15 protein-coding genes are annotated in these 21329 nt (G+C 34.2%); 5 read left to right on the top strand and 10 right to left on the bottom strand.

The window, feature by feature from the left end; genetic code table 11:
- Window positions 1-192 precede the first annotated feature (192 nt).
- From L1276_RS15630 to L1276_RS15605, 6 genes are all read right to left on the bottom strand, one after another.
- Complete coding sequence (locus L1276_RS15630) at window positions 193-1107, bottom strand: alpha/beta fold hydrolase (protein ID WP_253789339.1); 915 nt, start codon at window positions 1105-1107, stop codon at window positions 193-195.
- Window positions 1108-2391 carry an MFS transporter gene (locus L1276_RS15625; RefSeq protein ID WP_253789337.1) on the bottom strand — a complete coding sequence of 428 codons (1284 nt, stop codon included), beginning with the start codon at window positions 2389-2391 and terminating at the stop codon, window positions 1108-1110.
- Window positions 2378-4081 (bottom strand): single-stranded-DNA-specific exonuclease RecJ, encoded by a 1704-nt coding sequence (recJ, locus tag L1276_RS15620; protein WP_253789335.1) that lies wholly within the window; start codon window positions 4079-4081, stop codon window positions 2378-2380. Before recJ ends, L1276_RS15625 begins: the two co-directional genes overlap by 14 nt.
- Before the next feature lie 248 nt (window positions 4082-4329).
- A complete protein-coding gene (locus tag L1276_RS15615; protein WP_135223461.1) occupies window positions 4330-4674 on the bottom strand; it encodes a HopJ type III effector protein in 345 nt (114 codons plus the stop codon).
- 207 nt (window positions 4675-4881) lie between these two features.
- Complete coding sequence (gene rsmI, locus L1276_RS15610; protein WP_253789333.1) at window positions 4882-5601, bottom strand: 16S rRNA (cytidine(1402)-2'-O)-methyltransferase; 720 nt, start codon at window positions 5599-5601, stop codon at window positions 4882-4884.
- 114 nt (window positions 5602-5715) lie between these two features.
- Complete coding sequence (locus L1276_RS15605) at window positions 5716-6729, bottom strand: hypothetical protein (protein ID WP_253789331.1); 1014 nt, start codon at window positions 6727-6729, stop codon at window positions 5716-5718.
- A gap of 235 nt (window positions 6730-6964) precedes the next feature.
- Between L1276_RS15605 and L1276_RS15600 the strand changes: the two genes are divergently transcribed.
- Both L1276_RS15600 and L1276_RS15595 read left to right on the top strand, forming a co-directional pair.
- Window positions 6965-7555, top strand: coding sequence for a thymidine kinase (locus tag L1276_RS15600; RefSeq protein ID WP_253789695.1), 591 nt, complete (start codon window positions 6965-6967; stop codon window positions 7553-7555).
- 31 nt (window positions 7556-7586) lie between these two features.
- On the top strand, window positions 7587-8024 hold the full coding sequence (locus tag L1276_RS15595) for a hypothetical protein (protein WP_253789329.1): 438 nt from the start codon (window positions 7587-7589) through the stop codon (window positions 8022-8024).
- A gap of 404 nt (window positions 8025-8428) precedes the next feature.
- On the opposite strand, the gene rpoN is transcribed toward L1276_RS15595, so the two are convergent.
- The 3 genes from rpoN to L1276_RS15580 form a co-directional block, all read right to left on the bottom strand.
- A complete protein-coding gene (rpoN, locus tag L1276_RS15590; protein ID WP_253789327.1) occupies window positions 8429-9889 on the bottom strand; it encodes an RNA polymerase factor sigma-54 in 1461 nt (486 codons plus the stop codon).
- A gap of 130 nt (window positions 9890-10019) precedes the next feature.
- Window positions 10020-11456, bottom strand: coding sequence for an asparagine--tRNA ligase (gene asnS / locus L1276_RS15585; RefSeq protein ID WP_253789325.1), 1437 nt, complete (start codon window positions 11454-11456; stop codon window positions 10020-10022).
- Between the two features lie 409 nt (window positions 11457-11865).
- Complete coding sequence (locus L1276_RS15580; RefSeq protein WP_253789323.1) at window positions 11866-14232, bottom strand: RND family transporter; 2367 nt, start codon at window positions 14230-14232, stop codon at window positions 11866-11868.
- A 309-nt stretch (window positions 14233-14541) separates the two neighbouring features.
- Here L1276_RS15580 and L1276_RS15575 point away from each other — a divergent pair, with 309 nt between their 5' ends.
- The 3 genes from L1276_RS15575 to L1276_RS15565 all read left to right on the top strand — a co-directional run bounded on the left by L1276_RS15575 (window position 14542) and on the right by L1276_RS15565 (window position 18368).
- Window positions 14542-15303: a sensor histidine kinase gene (locus L1276_RS15575; RefSeq protein ID WP_253789321.1), complete on the top strand. Its 762-nt coding sequence runs from the start codon at window positions 14542-14544 to the stop codon at window positions 15301-15303.
- The gene (locus L1276_RS15570; RefSeq protein ID WP_253789319.1) at window positions 15266-15985 is read left to right on the top strand and encodes a LytTR family DNA-binding domain-containing protein; all 720 of its coding nucleotides are present in this window, start codon (window positions 15266-15268) and stop codon (window positions 15983-15985) included. Before L1276_RS15575 ends, L1276_RS15570 begins: the two co-directional genes overlap by 38 nt.
- A 112-nt stretch (window positions 15986-16097) precedes the next feature.
- Window positions 16098-18368, top strand: coding sequence for a cation:proton antiporter (locus L1276_RS15565; RefSeq protein WP_253789318.1), 2271 nt, complete (start codon window positions 16098-16100; stop codon window positions 18366-18368).
- Window positions 18369-18791: 423 nt separating this feature from the next.
- Here the strand turns inward: L1276_RS15565 and L1276_RS15560 are convergent, their stop codons facing one another.
- Window positions 18792-21287, bottom strand: coding sequence for a DUF5686 family protein (locus L1276_RS15560; RefSeq protein ID WP_253789316.1), 2496 nt, complete (start codon window positions 21285-21287; stop codon window positions 18792-18794).
- Window positions 21288-21329 lie beyond the last annotated feature (42 nt).

The following is a 21329-nucleotide window of genomic DNA, read 5'->3' as shown; positions in this document are numbered from 1 at the left end:
TATATTAATTCTAAATAAAAAATTCATAAAAAAATGAAAAAGTTTTTTGAACGCTATAGTTGATATAAGTTTCTATTAAAGATTTTTGAATTTTAATTCGTGGAGAATGATCATAAAAAAAAACTTCAGTTTTATTGAACGCTAGTACAATTTAAAGCTCAAACATTAAATGAACTTGTAGGATTAAAAAAATTATTCAAGCCATTTTTTTATGTTAGCAAGAAATTCTTTTTGCTGATCTACAAATAAATAATGCGAACAATTATCAAGCAAAGCAAAGTGATTTTCTCCGGCGAGATCTTGAATAGATTGGATTTGTGCAGATGAAAAAACACCGTCTTCTTTTCCGTAAATAGCAAAAACAGGAATTCCTGAAGCTTTGATTTTTTTTAATGAAGGTCTGCTGTCAATATTGTTTTGTTTTTCATTTTGATAAAAAAGCAAAGGAGCATTTTTGTTCCTAATATTGGTTTTAAAAAATTCACCAGCTTCATAATCGGCATAGAGTTTTTTAGATGCAGCTGTTGGTTTTGGCATTTTAAAAAAGCCGTTTTCACCCGCAAGTTCATAACACTTTTTTCTATATTCAGCCGAATTCTTATCTAAATTTTCAACAAGGTTTATCCTTTTTAATTGTTCAGAATCGCCGCTGTATTTTTTCTTCAGTGTATTTAAAATATGATCATAAGTTTCCTGCTGAGAAAACAATGCACCGGCCAAAACTAAAGCGCTTACATTCTGCGGATATTTATGAGCATAAAGTGTCGCGACTAAACCTCCAAAACTATGACCGATAATAGCTGCTTTCTTTACATTATATTTTTTATAGATAGAATTCAAATCCTGAAATGCTTCTTCATAAGTAAATTTTGCATCAGAATCTGTTGATCTTCCTTCGCCACGACGATCGTAAGCAATAACATAAAAACCTTGATCGGCCAGATTTTGAGCTGTTGTTCCTTCAAATAAAGTGGCATTGCCGCTTGGACCGCCGTGAATAAAAATGATGGCCTTGTTCTTTTCATTTCCGTATGTTTTGATGTACAGATTTTGTCCGTTTGCAAAAAGGGACATTATCAAACATAAAGAAAGAAAAATTGACTTCATCTATTCCAATTTATTATGATCTTCCATATCTCTGTGAAGATCTAAATTTCTAAAAGTCGGCGATTTTAAAGCTGTTACAATAACGGTTAAAAGTGTAACGCTTCCTCCAAAAACAACTGAAGTTACAGCGCCCATCAATTTAGCCGTTGCACCGCTTTCAAATGCACCTAATTCATTAGAAGATCCAACAAAAATCGAGTTTACAGCGCCAACACGTCCGCGCATGTGATCGGGAGTTTTAAGCTGTAAAATCGTCTGGCGAATAACTACAGAGATTCCGTCAGCCAATCCGCTTAAAAATAAAGCAAAAACAGATAGCCAGAAATAAGTAGAAAGTCCAAATAGGATAATCGATAATCCAAAAACAAATATGGCGATTAAGAGTTTCTTTCCTGCATTTTGATATAAGGGTACATAAGCAGAAACAATCATCGTAATGAAAGCTCCAACCGCAGGCGCGGCTCTTAAAATACCAAATCCTTCAGCACCGACTTTTAAAATGTCTTGTGCAAAAACAGGTAATAATGCTACGGCTCCTCCAAAAAGTACCGCAATCATATCAAGAGACAAAGCACCTAAAACAATTTGGTTTTTAAATACAAAAGTCAAACCTTCTGTAAGACTGTCTTTTATTGATTCTCCAATCTTCGGATTTATGATTGGTTTTTTACTAATTTGAGATAAAGCGATTAAAGAAAGAAGTGAAAATCCAAAAACCAGGCACATTGACCAGTGAACACCAATCCAATTGATTGAAAATCCTGCCAATGCGGGTCCCATAACAGCTCCAATCTGCCAAACCGAACTGCTCCAAGTTGCGGCATTTGGATAAGCTTTTTTAGGTATAATCAGGGATAGAAGAGAGAAAATAGTCGGGCCAAGAAAAGCACGAACTAATCCGCCAAAAAATACTAAAGCGTAAATTGAATATAGGATCAGATTTGAAGACCAACCTCCAACAACTTTTGGCCAAGTCAACAAAAACAATCCAAAACTAATTACCGAAAATCCTAAAATACATTTTACCAATAATCCTTTCTTTTCTCGCTGGTCTACAATATGTCCCGCAAACAAAGCCATCGAAACGGCAGGGATTACTTCCATTAAACCAATAATTCCTAACGAAAGCGGATTTTTAGTTAAGCTGTAAACTTCCCATTCAATTACAATAAACTGCATCGACCAGGCAAAAACCATCGCAAAACGCAATAATAAAAATACGTTGAATTCTCTATAACGCAGTGCCTGATACGGATCACGTTTACTGGATTTAATCTCTTCCATTTGTTCTAATGTCTTTCAGCATAAGCTGTGTTGAAATAGTTCCGTTCCATTCATTTTCGGCAATTGTATAGGCCAGTTGAAACAGATTTTGATTTTTTGCTATATCGAGTTTTTTTCCGAGTCCGAAACCAATTGCAGCAATTCCATCGGAGTTTTGCTGTTTAACGAAAAGTCTTAAATGTTCTTCTTCTGCACCAAGGGTTTTGGCATAGCCAGTGTCTTTTAGATCTTTGGTCACAAAAACAGGCGTCATATTCTGCGGGCCAAAAGGCTCAAACTGTTTTAAAATCCGAATCAATTTTGGAGTTATGTCAGAGAAATCAATTTCAGCATCAATCTCGATTTCTGGAGTTCGCATTTCAGGCTGAATGGTTTCTTGTACACATTTCTCAAAAGCTTCTTTAAAAAGATGATAATTCTCGGCTTTTAAAGTCATTCCTGCGGCATACATGTGTCCTCCAAATTGTTCCAAATGTTGGGAACAGGCATCCAATGCATTGTAAACATCAAATCCTTTTACAGATCGGGCAGAAGCTGCATATTTGTCTCCGCTTTTAGTGAAAACCAAAGTCGGTCGATAATAAGTCTCAATTAATCTAGAAGCTACAATCCCGATAACACCTTTGTGCCAGTCTTCCTGAAAAACAACCGTTGAAAAACGTTCTTCTTCCTGATTTTCTAAAATCTGCTGAAAAGCTTCTTTTGTTATTTTTTTATCTAAATCTTTTCGGTCGGCGTTGTATTGCTCAATTTCTGAGGCGAATTGCTGTGCTTGTTCAAAATCAAATTCAGTTAATAATTCAACTGCATGATTGCCGTGTTTGATTCTTCCAGCTGCATTAATTCGTGGTGAAATAATAAAAACGACGTCGGTTATGTCTAAAACTTTCTTTTTGACTTGATGTACCAAAGCTTTAATTCCTGGTCTTGGTTCGCTGTTAATTACCTTCAAACCAAAATAAGCCAGAACACGATTTTCTCCCGTTATCGGAACAATATCTGCCGCAATTGCTGTAGCAACCAAATCCAAATAGGGAACTAAATCTTCAATAGTTTCATTTCGGTTTTGACCCAAGGCCTGAATCAGTTTAAAACCCACGCCGCAGCCGCATAATTCATCATAAGGATAAGAGCAGTCTTCTCTTTTCGGATCTAAAACAGCAACAGCATCTGGAAGAAATTCTCCGGGTCTGTGGTGATCACAAATAATAAAATCGATATTTTTTGCTTTCGCGTAAGCGATATGATCGATTGATTTTATTCCGCAGTCTAGGGCGATAATCAATGAAATTCCATTATCGTCTGCATAGTCAATTCCTTTATACGAAATGCCATAACCTTCATCGTAACGATCTGGAATATAAGTGGCAATATGAGGATAATGTGATTTTAAATAAGAGGAAACTAAAGAAACCGCTGTTGTTCCATCAACATCATAATCACCAAAAACCATAATGTTTTCTTGATTTTCAAAAGCTTGCTGGATTCGCGCAACGGCTTTGTCCATGTCTTTCATCAAGAAAGGATTATGAAGATGCTCTAATGACGGACGAAAGAAATTCTTAGCATCTTCAAAAGTTTCAATACCACGCTGAATTAAAAGTGTTGCTACAAAATCTTCTACATTTAAAGCTTCTGCTAAATGTTTGATTTTATCTTCAGAAGGTTTTGGTTTTAAAGTCCAACGCATGGGTTGATTTTAGATTTTAAATTTTAGACTTCAGATTTTTGAAATCGTTTAATCTGATTGGTAATTTTTTTGCCACAAATTTGCTTCGCCTGTTCGCTATCGCTCGAGTCACCAATTTCCACTAATTTAATTCGTGTTAATTTGTGTAATTCGTGGCAACTTTCATATTAATCTGTGTTAATCATTTTAATCTGTGGCAAAATATTTTGTATTTAGAAGGGCTTTGATTTCGCTCAGCCTGACAAATATTATTTCGCTTCTAAAGCATTTCCTTCAAACTGAATTCCGTCCCAGCCTAAGTTGATGAAATTTCTAATGTTTTGGTGATTCGTTCCGTTTGGATCTCCTAAAACTTCTTCAAAATAAAAAGCTCCAAAACAAGCTAAAGTTTCGTCTTTACTTAAGTTCTGCAATTTCGCGAAAGAAAATAATTTACAAGAACCAGAATTTTCTCCGGCAGCATTGTGCTGTGTTCCGTTTTGAAAAGCAGTTGGTGTGAAATTGTAATTTTCTTCGATTACTGCAATAGTTTCAGGAAATGTGATTTGTGTTGGTGTTTGTTTTACTTTTTCTAGAAAGGCTTGTATGCTCATGATATGTATTGTTTTTCTGCTTTGCAGTTTAGTTTTTTGTCACAGCTTAAAAGGATTAAAATGATTTTTTTGCCACGAATTTGCTTCGCCTGTTCGCTATCGCTCGAGTCACGAATTTCCACTAATTTAATTCGTGATAATTCGTGTAATTCGTGGCAACTCAATTTTTAATCTGTGTTAATCCTTTTAATCTGTGGCTTAAATAAATTATTCTTCTTCATCCTTAGAAAACTTACTTTTCTTAGGTTCTTTTGTTATTGTTTTTCCAGCAACGACCACAACGATTTCGCCTCGCGGTGCTGTTTTTTCAAAATGTGCCAGAACTTCTTTTGCAGTTCCGCGGACATTTTCTTCGTGTAATTTTGATAATTCTCTCGAAACGCAGACTTGTCTGTCTTCTCCAAAGTACTGAATAAATTCAGCTAAAGTTTTAACGAGTTTATGCGGAGAAACGTATAAAATCATGGTTCTGGTTTCTTCGGCTAAAGCCAAAAAACGAGTCTGACGCCCTTTTTTATCAGGCAGGAAACCTTCAAAAACAAATTTGTCATTTGGAAGTCCGCTGTTTACAAGAGCCGGAACAAAAGCTGTTGCGCCAGGAAGACATTCAACTTCAATTTTATTTTCGACACAAGCGCGAGTCAATAAAAAGCCAGGATCTGAAATTGCCGGAGTTCCCGCGTCAGAAATCAATGCGATAGTTTCGCCAGCTTTTAAACGCGCAATTAAATTCTCAGTCGTTTTGTGCTCATTGTGCATGTGATGGCTGTGCATGTGCGTGCCAATTTCAAAATGCTTTAGTAGTTTGCCGCTTGTTCTGGTGTCTTCCGCCAAAATCAGATCAACTTCTTTCAAAACCCGAATGGCTCTAAAAGTCATGTCTTCAAGATTGCCAATTGGCGTTGGAACGATATATAATTTTGACATAATTTATTTTAAATATTTAAGCACGAATTGCACAGATTCGCACGAACGATTAAAGTGCCAAAATTTCACAAAGAAAAAATTTGTGTCAATTCGTAAAATTCGTGTTTTTATGTTTTATGAAAATTTCTTTTCAATAATTCCAAGAAAACGTTCTGCGTAATCGTCTTTCCCTTCCCAATTATTATAATCTGGTTTTACCATTTCTTCGATAAAATCTTTTGCTTCGGTATAAGAATCAAAAGTTAAAAGCTGATTTAAAACACGGCTGTAATCTTCAGTACTGTTTCCAAAAAGATTTTTAGTAAAAGCAATTCGGTCATTCAAATCAATGTGAAAACCTTTTGATAATTTCTCGTTTAAAGAAACTGATTTTGGTTCTTTTGAAGTTTCTAAAACAGGAATTTCAATATTCTTTTTCTCTTTTGAATCATTGTTTGAAGAAGAAACGGGTTCAAAACTATCCACTTTTACAAATTGAGCATCGGCATAATTGATTCCGAAATCTTCAAATGCAATTGGAATTGGAGTTGGTTTTGATTCTGATTTCGGTTCTTCCTTAATATCCTCTTTTATTTCTTCTGTATCTAATTCAAAAGCAGGCTTGAAATCTGGAATTGGTTTTAAGTCGCTAACTGTTGTAAACGAAAGTTCTTCAATATTACTTTTAGGTTCTTCTGCCTTTTCCACTTCTTCCATAACTTCTGGTTCAGCAACTTCTGGAGCAGTTGGTTCTTCTGTAACTTCTTGGGCAGGTTCTGGAATTGTTTCCTCTGGAATGGCTGCAATTACTTCTTCAACAACAGGTGTTTCTTCAATTACAACAGGTTCTGGAGTTTCTTCTGCTTTAACTTCTTCAACTGAAACGGGAGTTTCAATTACAGTTTCAGCCGGAATAATTTCTGCAGAAATATCTTCTTTATCGAAAAGAGTTTCAATTTCAGAACTGATTTCGCTATGGGTAATTGTTGGTTTCGCTTCGCTAAAGTTTTCATCAACAAATTTTAAAACAGCTAATTTCTCATATAATTTCTGAGTTTCAAGATATAATTGATTGATATCGGATTTATTTTTAAGTTTTAAAATTCGATGTGCAATGCTGATTAAATCGGCTTCCAATTTTTTTTTCATAACTGTTGAAATTATAGTGAATAAGGTATTTTAGTGTATTTGATGTATGAATGTCTTTATTCTTAAGGAAATCTGATAGATATTTTTTTATTTCTGTTAATAAGCGTCAGCCAATCCCTGATTTGATAAAAATTTTCTACTTTTGAAAAAATGTAAAACAGCACATTTTTACGTCGATTTATTACCAGTACAAAGTAATAAAAACTATTCATTTTTAAAGGCAGAAAAATACAAAATGTTTCTCGAAAATACAGTAAATCACAAAGAACAATTTGGTTGGATTGAAGTTATTTGTGGATCAATGTTTTCGGGTAAAACCGAAGAATTAATCCGCAGATTAAAACGCGCACAGTTTGCCAAACAAAGAGTCGAAATTTTTAAACCCGCTATTGATACCCGTTATCATGACGAAATGGTGGTGTCGCATGATGCCAACGAAATTCGTTCAACGCCTGTTCCGGCTGCGGCCAATATTGCTATTTTGGCACAAGGCTGCGATGTGATTGGTATTGATGAAGCTCAGTTTTTTGATGATGAAATTGTTACCGTTTGTAATGATCTTGCCAATCAGGGAATTCGTGTGGTAGTTGCAGGACTTGATATGGATTTTAAAGGAAATCCTTTTGGGCCAATGCCGGCGCTTATGGCAACTGCCGAGTATGTTACCAAAGTTCATGCGGTTTGTACCAGAACCGGAAATCTGGCTAATTATAGTTTTAGAAAAACCGATAATGATAAATTGGTAATGCTTGGGGAAACGGAAGAATATGAGCCGCTTAGCCGTGCAGCGTATTTTAAAGCAATGAAGAAAAACCAGGAAAAATAGATTGTAAAATTCCATTTAAGTTTTAAAAACAATGACAGAGAAACAAACTAAAAAAAGACAAAATATTTTATTATTAGTTGTAATTGTAATTGCAGTGACACTGGCTGTTTTTTTTCAGTTTTTCCTTTCTGAAAAGGCTGATGAAGTTAATACTGAAGTTACAGAATTAGTCGAAAAATACAATAAAAGCTGTCCGCTTCCTATTCAGGAAGGTATTCGTTTAGATAGTGTTAGTTTACCCGAAGAAAGAGTAGTTCAGTATAATTTAACATTGTTGAATGTAGAAAAAGAAACGGCCGAAGTGAATGTTATACAAAACGAAATCCAGAAAAGTCTTTTAAGTACAGCAAAAGCAAATCCGGGACTTCAGGTTTTTAGGGACAATGATTATACTTTGATTTATAGTTATAGTGACAAGAAAAAAGGATTTTTGTTTACGGTGAAAATATTACCGGATCAGTATAAATAATTTAAACTTTTACAATTTGGTAAACCCGACAGGTTTTTAAAATCTGTCGGGTTTATTGTTTTTAAAAGATCTTATTCATTCCGTAGGAATGTTTTTCGGTAGAAAAAAAATGGTTTGTGGGGTATACGTTCCGTAGGAACGTTTGATTAATTGAATGATGAATAATCTCAATTAATGTAAACTGGACTGAAGTCCAGCTCTACAAAATAATTCGTTCCTTCGGAACTTTGAAAAAGCCTTTGGCTCGAGCTATATTGAAGGGCTGGATTTTAATCCGGTTTAATAATGAATATGGATGTTTTATATTTTGAAAAGCAAAAAAAAACAGCCCCGACAAACGAAAGTTTTCGGGGCTGTTTTTTTAAATGAACTTATATTTCTTATATGGTTTAAAAAAGAAAAAACTAAATTTTCTTTCTCATTCTCGCTACCGGAATATCAAGTTGTTCACGATATTTTGCAATAGTTCTTCTGGCAATCGGATATCCTTTTTCTTTTAAGATTTCTGCCAATTGATCGTCTGGAAGCGGTTTCTTTTTATCTTCTTCTTCAATTGTATTCTTAAGAATCTTTTTGATTTCTAAAGTCGAAACATCTTCACCCTGATCGTTTTTCATCGCTTCAGAGAAAAATTCTTTAATCAGCTTTGTTCCGTATGGCGTTTCCACATATTTGCTGTTAGCAACGCGAGAAATCGTCGAAATATCCAAGCCCACCATATCTGCAATGTCTTTTAAGATCATTGGTTTTAGCTTTGTTTCGTCGCCGTCTAAGAAAAATTCTTCCTGATAATGCATAATCGCATTCATGGTTACAAAAAGTGTTTCCTGACGCTGTCTGATCGCATCGATAAACCATTTAGCAGAATCCAGTTTTTGTTTGATAAACTGAACAGCATCTTTCTGAGCCGATGATTTATCACGAGAATCTTTATAGGTCTGCATCATTTCCTGATAATCTTTAGAAACGTGCAGAGAAGGAGCATTTCGTCCGTTTAGAGTCAATTCTAGCTCACCGTCAACAATTCTGATGGCAAAATCAGGAACGACATTCTCCGTAACTTTATTATTTCCTGTAAAAGAACCACCTGGTTTTGGATTTAGTCTTTCGATTTCGTGAATTGCTTTTTTAAGCTGTTCGTTCGAAACGCTGTATTTCTGCAATAATTTGTCGTAATGCTTTTTGGTAAAAGCATCAAACTGATTTTCGATAATATCAATTGCTAAATCAACATATTCGGTTGGTGTTTTATGCTTTAATTGCAGCAATAAACATTCCTGCAAGTCGCGTGCTCCAACTCCCGAAGGTTCCAGCTCGTGAATTACAGTCATCATTTTTTCGACCATTGCTTCATCAGTATAAATTCCCTGAGTAAAAGCCATATCGTCTACAATATCTGGAACGCTTCTGCGGATATAACCCATATCATCAATACTTCCAACAAGGAATTCTGCGATTTCGCGTTCTTCATCATTCAAAATAAAAGTATTCAGCTGATTGATTAAATCCTGATGAAAACTAATTGGCGAAGCAAAAGGTGTTTCGCGTTCTTCATCATCACTATAATTATTAACCTGAGTTTTATAGTCAGGCGTATCGTCGTCGCTTAGATATTCGTCGATGTTAATGTCGTCTGCTTCGATTCTATCTGATTCTGCATCATCATAATCGTCGTAGTCTTCATTTGCGAATTCATCCGCTTCATATTCATCTTCTTTTCCAGCTTCAAGAGCTGGATTTTCGTTCATTTCTTCTAATAAACGCTGTTCAAAAGCTTGCGTAGGCAATTGAATTAACTTCATCAGCTGAATTTGCTGTGGAGATAATTTTTGGGATAATTTTAAATTTAAAAATTGCTTTAGCATAAAAAAAGTTGCTAAGATGCTAAGGTACTAAGGTACTGAGCATCTTATTTTGACGAATTAAATTCGCGATTGAATTATTTATATTTTAAAAACTTAGAACCTTAGTGTCTTAGCGACTTAGAATCTTAGATTAAAATTCTGCACTTCCAGGAGTTCTCGGGAAAGGAATTACGTCTCTAATATTTGTCATTCCTGTTACAAACAATACCAAACGCTCAAATCCTAAACCAAATCCTGAATGCGTTGCTGTACCAAATCTTCTGGTGTCTAAATACCAGTATAATTCTTCCTCGTCGATTCCTAAGGCTTTCATTTTTTCAACCAAAACATCGTAACGTTCCTCTCTTTGAGAACCTCCAACAATCTCTCCAATTCCAGGGAAAAGGATATCCATTGCACGAACCGTTTTTCCATCTTCGTTCAAACGCATGTAAAATGCTTTGATGTTTGCCGGATAATCAAATAAGATTACCGGACATTTAAAGTGTTTTTCTACTAAATAACGTTCGTGTTCCGATTGTAAATCAGCTCCCCATTCGTTGATGATGTAGCTGAATTTTTTCTTTTTATTTGGAGTTGAATCTCTTAAAATGTCAATTGCTTCTGTATACGAAACACGTTTGAAATTGTTCTCTAAAACGAAGTTCAATTTCTCTAATAAACTCATTTCGCTTCTTTCAGCCTGAGGTTTTGATTTTTCTTCTTCTAAAAGTCTTCCTTCTAAAAATTTCAAATCGTCTCCACAATTGTCTAAAGCATATTTAATTACATATTGAATAAAATCTTCAGCCAAGTCCATGTTATCGTCAAGGTCATTGAAAGCAACTTCCGGCTCAATCATCCAGAATTCTGCCAAGTGACGAGAAGTGTTTGAGTTTTCTGCTCTAAAAGTTGGTCCAAAAGTATAAATCTGACCCAAAGCCATAGCAAAAGTTTCGCCTTCTAATTGTCCAGAAACCGTTAAGTTGGTGTGTTTTCCAAAGAAATCTTTTTTGAAATCGATGTTTCCTTCTTCATTTTTTGGAAGATTATCCAATGGTAAAGAAGTTACCTGAAACATTTCTCCAGCACCTTCAGCATCAGCTCCAGTGATAATTGGCGTGTTTACATATACGAAACCTTTTTGCTGGAAATAGCTGTGAACTGCATAAGATAAAACTGAACGCACACGCATAATGGCACCAAAAGCATTTGTACGTACACGTAAATGAGCTTTTTCTCTTAAAAATTCTAGACTTGGTCTGTTTCTTAATTGAATTGGATAAGCTTCTGCATCAGAATCTCCTAAAATTTCGATTTTTGAAACCTGAATTTCATATTTCTGACCCGCACCTTTACTTTCTACTAAAGTTCCAGTTACAGAAATTGCAGCACTAGTTGTGATTCTTTTTAAAGTTTCTTCTGGCGTATTTTCAAAATCAACAACACATTGTATATTATTAATGGTAGAACCGTCATTTAGCGCGATGAACTGATTATTTCTAAAAGTTCTCACCCATCCTTTTGCATTCACTTCCTGTAGCGTCGTCGTACTGTTTAATAAGTCTTTAACCTTTGTGTGTCTCATTTTAATTTTAGATTTATAGATTGCTGATTTTACATCAAAATAAAACCAGTGTTTTTTATATCGAATTGCAAATATAAACGATAATAATTAATTTTTGAAGCTGTTTCCTGCTATCCGCTATATCTTTTTCTTGCTAAAGGAGCAAGAAAAAGGATGTCGCTTCTATCAGGGCTAGGGCACTCGGTTTCAAAAGAAGCTATTTCTTTTGTTTTTGTCATTTCGACGAAGGAGAAATCACACGAGTATTTCCGTAAAGTAAGTCGCCAATCTTTGTCGATTTCCGAGTGAGATTCCTCGTTCCTCGGAATGACAAACTGTGCGTTAATCTTTGTCAAAGTTCCAAACTTTGACAAAGATTTATGTTTTTTAAATTAGTGCCAATTCGAGTAATTCGTGGCAAAAAAAAAAATTACTTCTCCAAATTTTCCAATTCCTCTTTCTTAGTTTTCTTCTTCTCAAAAGTTAAAACTAATGAAGGCAACACAACTAAATTAGCAAACATAGCAAAAACCAAAGTACAAGAAATTAATCCTCCTAAAGCGATTGTTCCGCTGAAGCTTGATAACGTAAAAGTCGCAAAACCTAAAATCAAAACTACAGAAGTATAAAAAGTGCTTACTCCGGTTTCTCTTAAAGCGCTGAAAACAGATTTTTTAACCTTTCCGCGGTTTTGAAGCAAGTCATGTTTGTATTTCGCCATAAACTGAATCGCATTATCTACCGAGATTCCGAAAGCGATACTAAATACCAAAATCGTAGAAGGTTTTAATGGAATTCCGAAATACCCCATTAATCCCGAAGTAATACAAAGCGGTAAAATATTCGTAATCAAAGAAGCTGCTACCATTTTGAACGAACGGAATAAGTACAACATCAAAATCGCAATCGTCAAAATTGCAAAAAGCAATGATTCAATTAAGTTGTGTGCTAAGTACGTAGTTCCTTTTTGGAAAACCAATGCTTTTCCGGTAACGGTAACTTCAAAACGGTCTTTAGGAAAAATTTCGTCAATTTTTTTGTGTAATTTATCTTCCACTTTCGCCATTTCATCCGTTCCAATATCTTTCATGAAAGTCGTGATTCGGGCATATTGACCAGTCGAATCTACGTAAGCTTTCATTAAGTTTTCTTTGCTGTTTTTAGTCGCATTTTTAGCATAACTTAAAATAAAAGTCTGTTCTTGCGAAGTTGGTAATTGGTAATATTCAGGATTTCCATTATAGAAAGCCTGTTTAGAATATTTAACCAAGTTTACAATCGAAACTGGTTTTGCCAATTCAGGAATTTCTTCGATTGTATTTTGGAATTCATCCATTTTACGAATTGTGGAAGCCTTCATAACACCTTTTTTCTTTTTGGTATCAATCATGATTTCCAACGGCATTACACCGTTAAATTCTTTTTCGTAAAATAAAATATCTTTAAAGAAAGAAGCACTTTTTGGCATTTCACCAATTAAACTTCCAGAAACTTTCATTTGTCTAACTCCATTTAAGCTCACAATAAAAAGTACAGCGTAAATAGTATAAACGATTGTTTTTTTACCTTTAACTATATTAGAAACCACATTTAATAGCGTTGAAATATAAGTTTTATCCAAATGGTACAAATGTTTCGCTTTTGGCAATGGCATAAAACTGTAAATAATCGGCACAATAAAAAGTGTTAAAGTATAAACAGAAAGTACGTTGATTGAAGTTACCAGGCCAAATTCAAAAAGCAATTCATTTCCGGTAATCATAAGCGTTGCAAAACCAATTGCTGCCGTTAAATTCGTCATTAAAGTCGAAGAACCAATTTTTGAAATAACGCGCTGTAATGCTTTTGCCTGATTGTTGTGGATTTTGATTTCCTGCTGGTATTTATTAATCAGGAAAATGCAGTTTGTAATTCCAATTACAATAATTAACGGCGGAATAATAGCTGTTAAAATCGTGATTTTATAACCAAATAATCCAAGTGTTCCAAATGACCAGGTTACGCCTACAATTAAAATACAGATTGAAATAAACGTTGCTCTGAAAGAACGGAAAAAGAAAAAGAAGATCAAGGAAACCGTCAATAAAGATGCTCCGATGAAAAGCCCGATTTCGCCTTTCATATTATCAGCATTGATCGTTCTGATATAAGGCATTCCGGAAACTTTAAGATCAATTCCGGTTGTTTTTTCGAATTTATCGATTTTCGGAACCAGATCATTCAGTATAAAAGTCTTTCTTTCTGCAGTATTTACCAGTTTTTTATTGATATAAACTGCAGAACGCACGCTTCCGCTTTCTTTATTAAATAAAAGTCCTTCGTAAAAAGGTAAATTATGAAACAGATCGTATTGGATATTTTTTAAATAAGCAGGATCTAGCGCTTTCTTCTGGTCAATAAAAGGTGTTAAAACAAACTTTTCGTTAACCGTATCTTTTTCAAGTTTTTTTAAATCGTTTAAAGAAACTACTAAATCTACTTCTTTTGATTTTTTTAAACCAGTCATTAATTCATTCCACGCCGCATAATTTTTTGGCGTAAAAAATTTAGGATCTTTAAAACCAATAACTACAAGATTTCCTTCTTCACCAAACTTATCCAGAAATTTTTGATATTCTTTATTAGCAATATGATCTTTAGGAAGCAAATTAGCCTCAGTATAAGTCATAGAAAGGTTTTTCCATTGATAACCAAGAAAAATGGTTAAAATAGATAGGATAACTAGAATTGTAATTCTGTTTTTAAGTATGATTCGGGCCAGTTTTTCCCAAAATCCAACTTGAATAGCGTTTTTCATAAAATCTTTAAAAATGGATGCAAATGTAGTGAAAAGTGCTCAAAATCATCAACAATCAATTGTATTTTACTTAATGTTAACACTAAGATTTGAGTTTTTGTACTATCATAATTTACCGCCTTTTTACCGTTTAGTCGATTGGTTTTCTCATATTTGCAGTAATTAAAAACAATAAGAAACATTTCTTGAGCTCAATAATTTTGATTTTTGAAGTAAAATTTTAATGTAAATGTTAAATCAGAGTCAAGATTTGTTTGTTTTTAAATTTGTGTAGTTAGTGTAATTCGCGGCAAACAGAAAACCATAAAAATGCAGGAAAACAATACCTTAACCTTTATTTTTTTAGCAATTCTTTTACTCTTGATCATCATCATCTGCTTTATGATGTATCACCTCATGCAAGCAAAAAAAGCAAAAGAGGATGCCGAAAAAAGTTTTTATGCACTCGAAGTAAAAGTTAACGATTTGCAGTTAGAAAATCTCGAATCAAAACTGAATCCGCACTTGTTTAAGAATATTTTAAATTCGATTCAGTCTCATGCTTACCAAACCTATTTTGCATTAGATAAACTGGCCAATGTTCTGGATTATATTTTATACGAAAGCAAAAAGAAATTTGTAACGGCAAAAGAAGAAATCAATTTTGCACTCAATTTAATCGAAATCAATAAAATCAAAATTAGTCCGCTATTTGAATTGAAGATCAAAACCAATATCAATGAAGATGATAAATTGTACGATCAGCCTTTACTGGCGCCGCTAATTTCTATTGATTTAATCGAAAATGCTTTTAAACATGCTGATCTTCAAAGTGCTGATGCTTTTATATCAGTGGTTTTTGAGTTTAGGGATAATGCTTTTTTTATGACGGTTTCGAATAAAATATCAGATAAAAAGGTATTGAAAAAGGAGCGAAGCGGTTTTGGACACGCAACTTTAGAACATCGACTGCGTATTATTTACAAGAATAATTTCAAACTCGAAAAGTTTATAGAAAATGATGTTTATATTGCCCATCTAAAAATAGATTTACTTGAATACAAAACTGAAATGCTTGCTTCTGGACGATGAGCTTCCGGGATTAACGTACTTAAAAATGCTTTGCGAACAAATACCTGAACTGGAAATCGTAAAAACATTCAATAATCCGCAGAAGCTTTTGACTGATATTCCTGATCTCGAATTTGATTTATTAATTTCAGATATCGAAATGCCGGGAATGGACGGCTTGCATTTAGCCGAAATGCTCAGTGATAAAATGGTTATTTTTTGTACGGCTTATAAAGATTACGCCGCTGATGCTTTTAATATTGATGCGGTAGACTATATCACAAAACCAGTAAAACTGGAGCGTCTGCAAAAAGCAATCTCAAAAGCTTTTGAGCGTTTTGAAAAATCAGATAATTCAAAAAAATTCATACAGCTTAATACAGACAGAGGGAAGACTTTGATGTATTTTAATAAAATTCAATATATCAAGACAGCAATAAGTGATAGTCGTGATAAAACGGTTCTGCTTGCTGATGGAAGTTTTTTGAATTTGAAAAATGTAAAATTCGACACGCTTTTAAACGAATTGCCCGAAGCTGATTTCTGCCGAATAAACAAAAAAGAAATAGTGGCAGTAAAAGCCATAAAATTCTTTAATCATAACGAAATTGTGCTTCGTCATATTGAAGAAAATAATAAAAATACAACCTTAATTTTGAGTGAAACTTATCGTTCTGATTTTTTGAAAAAAGTAAAATTATAACTTATTACAAAATATTTCCGACTTGTTACATAGATTGAAAATTAGCTTGTAATTTGCTTTTTCACTAAAGGCTCAGTTCTGATATTTGCTGCATAAATCAAAAGAACGAGTTATGAATAACATTAAAAACTCTTTATTTTACGTTACCATTATTGGTGGTTTTACAGCACTAATATATTGGGTAATTTCAAAAGGCGCATCACTTGAAGTGGGGCGCAACATCGTTAAAAAACAAATCGAAAGCAACCATTGGAACGATTTCCTAGATTCGATGGTTCATAATTTACAGCATCCGTTAGCAATATTATTAGCGCAGATAGTAACGATCATTTTGGCAGCGCGTTTATTTGGATGGTTTTTTAGAAAAATAGGACAGCCGTCTGTAATTGGAGAAATGATTGCAGGTATTGTTTTAGGGCCATCTTTGGTTGGGATGTATTTTCCTGAATTTTCTGCCGCTTTGTTTCCAAAAGAATCTTTAGGAAACTTACAGTTTTTAAGCCAGATTGGTTTAATCCTTTTCATGTTCGTTATTGGAATGGAACTGGATTTAAAAGTATTAAAAAACAAGGCACACGATGCCGTTGTTATCAGTCACGCCAGCATTGTAATTCCGTTTGCTTTAGGATTAACTTTAGCTTATTACATATATCATACATTTGCCCCAATTGGTGTTGAATTTGCTTCTTTCGGGTTATTTATGGGAATCGCTATGAGTATTACTGCTTTTCCTGTTTTAGCCAGAATTGTACAGGAACGCGGTATGCAGAAAACCAAACTGGGAACTATTGCCATAACTTGTGCCGCCGCTGATGATATTACAGCATGGTGTATTCTTGCCGTTGTAATTGCAATTGTAAAAGCAGGATCATTTACAAGTTCATTGTACGTTATTGGTTTAGCGATTTTGTATGTAATCGTAATGTTAAAAATCGTTCGTCCGTTCCTTAAACGTGTTGGAGATTTAAATGCAACCCGCGAAAGTTTAAATAAACCAGTTGTTGCTATTTTCTTTATAACACTTCTAATTTCTGCTTATGCAGCTGAGTTAATTGGAATTCACGCTTTGTTTGGAGCTTTCTTAGCCGGAGCAATTATGCCGGAAAACAATAAATTCAGAAATATATTTATCGAAAAAGTAGAAGACGTTGCCATAATTGTCCTGCTTCCATTATTCTTTGTGTTTACTGGATTACGTACGCAAATAGGTTTGTTAAACGATCCGGCTTTGTGGAAAATCACCGGATTAATTATTGCTGTTGCCGTTGCCGGAAAATTTCTGGGGAGTGCTTTGGCAGCAAAATTCGTTGGTCAAAACTGGAAAGACAGTTTGGCAATTGGAGCCTTAATGAACACAAGAGGTTTAATGGAACTTGTGGTTTTAAATATTGGATATGATCTTGGGGTTTTATCAACAGAAATTTTTACCATGATGGTAATTATGGCTTTGGTAACTACTTTTATGACGGGTCCGGCTTTGGATTTCATAGGATTTATATTTAAAGACAAAATAACGGCCATTCCACAGGAAATTGGAAACAAAAGCAAATATAAAATCCTGCTTTCATTTGCAACTCCTGAAAGAGGGAAAAAGCTTTTAAGAATTGCAAACAGCTTAGTTAAAAAACAACAGGATAATTCGATCGTAACTGCGCTGCATTTGTCGTTAAGTACAGAAATACATTCATTTGATATAAAAGAACACGAACGTAAAATGCTGGTTCCGGTTGTTGACGAGTCTCATAAGCTGAATCAAAACATGGTGAGTTTATTTAAAGTATCGAATGATATTGATACGGATATTATTGACTCAGCAAATCAGGGTGAATATGATTTGTTATTGGTTGGTTTAGGGCAATCGATTTTTGATGGAACTTTGCTTGGAAAAATCCTCGGATTTACAACCCGAATTGTAAATCCAGATCGTTTAATTGATAAGTTTACCGGAAAAGAAGGTTTGTTTGAAAATAATCCTTTTGACGAAAGAACACGTCATATTCTTGCAAAAAGCAAAATGCCGGTTGGTATTTTTATTGATAAAGAACTAGAGCAGGTAGATCAGGTATTTATGCCGGTTTTTAGTAAAGAAGATGCTTTTTTAATTGATTATGCTAAAAAATTAATCAACAATAACGGTTCGCAGATTACGGTCCTGGATGCCAGCGGAGATGTAAAAAACACACGCGAGATTCAGGAAACCATTAGATCTATAGAACAGATTGCCCCAAACCATATTATGATTATGCATGACAGAACCATTAAAAAAGAATTTTTGGATGGACAAAATTTAATGATTATAAGTCTAGACAGCTGGAAAAAACTAATAGAATCTCAAAGCACTTGGCTGAATAATACGCCTTCGGTTTTGATTTTGAAACCATAATTTTAAAATTTCAATATTTAAATTCCAAATTCCAATTTTATGATTGGGGTTTGGGATTTTTTTTATGGTATTAATTGTGTGCAGACCTTTGTTAAAGTTTAAAACTTTGACAAAGCTTTTAAGAGAGTTGAAAACACAAAGTAGCCACAATACTTGTCATTTCGAGGAACGAGAAATCGCACTCGAAACTCTACACAGTATGTCGCCAATCTTTGTCGATTCTCTAGTGCGATTTCTCGTTCCTCGAAATGACAAACTTTACCGAAATACTTTGTGGAGTTACGAGACGATCCTTCAACTTCGCTCACGAAGACAAAAAGCCGAGAAGCCTTTGCGCTCTCATAAAAATTTATTTCTTAAAATAAACCATAGCGAACTTTGCGAAAAAACCTTGCGAACTTCGCGGTTAAATTTCCAAAACAATTAAAGTCCCAAATCAATTACATAAGAAATCTTAACGGCAATATTATCTTCGAACTTCATTAACTGATTAGGGCCATATCGATAGAAGCCGCCAAGACCAAAACCTTTGTAGATTTTATTTAATTCAATTCCTGATTCAAAGAAGCCTTTGTCCAGTGTTTTGTATTCCGGGCCAACGTGTTGCTGCGGTTTTTCCATACTTCCCCAAGCCATTCTGCTTACTAAAACTATGGTAGGACGAACTTTTTTCAGGATTTTAATTCGGTTAAAACCATGTTTAACCTGGAAAAATATATATTGGCTCGAGAAAAATTCATTAAAAAACATAGTTTCAAAACTGTTTCTTCCAGCAAAAGTAATACGTTGGATAATAGTTTCTTTCGTTAAGTTGTTTGGCATTGTGTTGTACAAATGTGTAAGCGGAATGTCGCCAATTGCATAACCCCCTTGTAAAAGCAAGCTTGTTTTTTGACCATTAAAGTATTTCTTTTCATATTCCGTTTTAAAATCAATTTTACCAAAATTAAAATCATTGTCTAAAACATTTGGCAGAGACTGCGTAAATTGGAAAGTAAATCTCGGAAACCTTTTATCAGACTCCATTCTTCCTGTCGGCGTTTGCATGAACTCGCTGAAAGGTGCCCAAACAATAGAAAGCATAGCCGTTGTCATAATGTAACTTGAATACAGTTGTCCGTTGTAATTAAAAAGATAATCGAATTTCGGTTCAACATAAGTTCTCGATAATTCAAGAACAGCTTCGGTTTTTGGAATAATTTTCGTTTGTACATTTGCTTTCCAGCTGTTGTAGTGGTAGAATGTACTAATGTTAATTGGCCGCGGATCATAAATTTTAAAAACACGTTTGTCAACCGCAAAAAGTGTACTCGCAATTTCTCGAACATCATCGGTATACGATCCGTTTATCCAGGTATTAGTGTTCTGATCTAATAAAATGCCCGCACCCAGATTGTATTTAACAATACCATCTTTTGTTCCGTAAGCTGTATAACCTTCAATTCTAAAATTTTTAGAAAACTTATCATTTGTTACGCCTCCAAGACCTAAACGAAAACCTTCATAATTGTTGTAGCTGATGATTTTTTTTAAGTCTAAATCAACCGGGCCAATTGGAATGTAGCCGTTGATGATTTTCCGCCCAAATCCCAAACGTTTTTCAATTCTTCGGCTAACTGACAGGCTGTCTAATAATTGATACGTTTTCTGGCTTTTTTGGTCTAAAACTTCTTTTCTGTACTGATTCCAGAATTCCTCCGGTTTTTTGCTCGCATCATCTTTAATTTCAATATAAAGAGACGGATTTTTTATAAGTGTTTCCGGATTGTAGTGAATATCAAAATTATTGCTTTCAGAAAGTAAATACGTAAAATCTGAAGCTGCTTTTTTTCTCGGTTCAAAATCTTCGGCAACATCTCCGTCAAACTGAATCGTGCCTCCTAAAATCTTAATATCATCGTCATTATTTCCTTTTACAATTTTAAAAGTTGTATTGCTCTGAAACCATACTTTTTCATTTGGCACATAATCAAACTCATGAATACCGCTGATATCCAAAACGCCTTTTATACGCATTACAGCTTTGGCAATCGCAAAGTTTTGTGAGTCGATATACAAAACACCTTCTAAGCCAGAAGTTTTTCTTTTGTGTTTGTTCCTAAAGTAGATCATAAAAGTTTCGCGCCCTTTTATGTTTACGGTATCCAGTAATTTATAATTATAAGTAGCAGTTGCAGTATTTGAAATTGGGTTTTCATACTTAGTTTCAAAAAGCTCATATTTATTGTCGTAAATAGAGATTGATTGTAAATTGAAAGCAATAACTTCGTAAATAGGATTTTTGAAACCGGCTATTTTTGTGCCCAGAACGGTTTCTTTTAGTTTGTTGTTTCCAAATTGATATTGCGATACTTTTTCGGTTTGAAACAAGTGCTGCTTATTTATGATTTCTTTGAATTTATAATCAGAAGAATCAATGTTGATTTTCTTTTTATTTAAATCCTTATACACTGCAGACGAATCAATTCTTCCGTCAATCGAATCCGGATTAGCGGTTACGATAAGTTTGTTATAGCTTTTATAATCAAAACTTTTTAATTTTTTCTGCGGATTATTATTGCTTTTGTTTGCAATGACTTTTTTGATAATGGTTAATGCCGGATTTTCGTTAGAAACAATAACCTCTTGTAAATCATCGGTTTTTTGAGATAATGAAACCGAATAAAACTTTTTATTTTCTTCTAAAGCCACAACTTTGGCATAAAAACCAATATAAGAAACCGTAAAATTTCCTGATTTTGTAACGGTTTTAAAAATGAATTTCCCGTCTACATCTGTTATAGCGTTATTATTGTCTGAAGTTGTAATACTAGCAAACGGAAGAGGCTTGTTATTTGAATCGGTTACAATTCCGTTTATTTGAAATTGCGCCTGAATAGTAAGCGTAAAAAATAAAGTCAATAAACAAAATAGCCTCATAGAGAATTATATAGATTCAAAAACGAAAAGTATTTGATTTTG

The organism is Flavobacterium sp. HSC-32F16 (assembly GCF_024171645.1).
GTDB lineage: Bacteria > Bacteroidota > Bacteroidia > Flavobacteriales > Flavobacteriaceae > Flavobacterium.
The sequence above is the reverse complement of the archived record's forward strand: the minus strand, read 5'-3'. Positions and strand labels throughout refer to the sequence as shown.

Coding starts and splice junctions, on each gene's coding strand:
- L1276_RS15630 (WP_253789339.1), bottom strand. CDS start 1,107: ATGAAGTCAATTTTTCTTTCTTTATGTTTGATAATGTCCCTTTTTGCA.
- L1276_RS15625 (WP_253789337.1), bottom strand. CDS start 2,391: ATGGAAGAGATTAAATCCAGTAAACGTGATCCGTATCAGGCACTGCGT.
- recJ (WP_253789335.1), bottom strand. CDS start 4,081: ATGCGTTGGACTTTAAAACCAAAACCTTCTGAAGATAAAATCAAACAT.
- L1276_RS15615 (WP_135223461.1), bottom strand. CDS start 4,674: ATGAGCATACAAGCCTTTCTAGAAAAAGTAAAACAAACACCAACACAA.
- rsmI (WP_253789333.1), bottom strand. CDS start 5,601: ATGTCAAAATTATATATCGTTCCAACGCCAATTGGCAATCTTGAAGAC.
- L1276_RS15605 (WP_253789331.1), bottom strand. CDS start 6,729: ATGAAAAAAAAATTGGAAGCCGATTTAATCAGCATTGCACATCGAATT.
- L1276_RS15600 (WP_253789695.1), top strand. CDS start 6,965: ATGTTTCTCGAAAATACAGTAAATCACAAAGAACAATTTGGTTGGATT.
- L1276_RS15595 (WP_253789329.1), top strand. CDS start 7,587: ATGACAGAGAAACAAACTAAAAAAAGACAAAATATTTTATTATTAGTT.
- rpoN (WP_253789327.1), bottom strand. CDS start 9,889: ATGCTAAAGCAATTTTTAAATTTAAAATTATCCCAAAAATTATCTCCA.
- asnS (WP_253789325.1), bottom strand. CDS start 11,456: ATGAGACACACAAAGGTTAAAGACTTATTAAACAGTACGACGACGCTA.
- L1276_RS15580 (WP_253789323.1), bottom strand. CDS start 14,232: ATGAAAAACGCTATTCAAGTTGGATTTTGGGAAAAACTGGCCCGAATC.
- L1276_RS15575 (WP_253789321.1), top strand. CDS start 14,542: ATGCAGGAAAACAATACCTTAACCTTTATTTTTTTAGCAATTCTTTTA.
- L1276_RS15565 (WP_253789318.1), top strand. CDS start 16,098: ATGAATAACATTAAAAACTCTTTATTTTACGTTACCATTATTGGTGGT.
- L1276_RS15560 (WP_253789316.1), bottom strand. CDS start 21,287: ATGAGGCTATTTTGTTTATTGACTTTATTTTTTACGCTTACTATTCAG.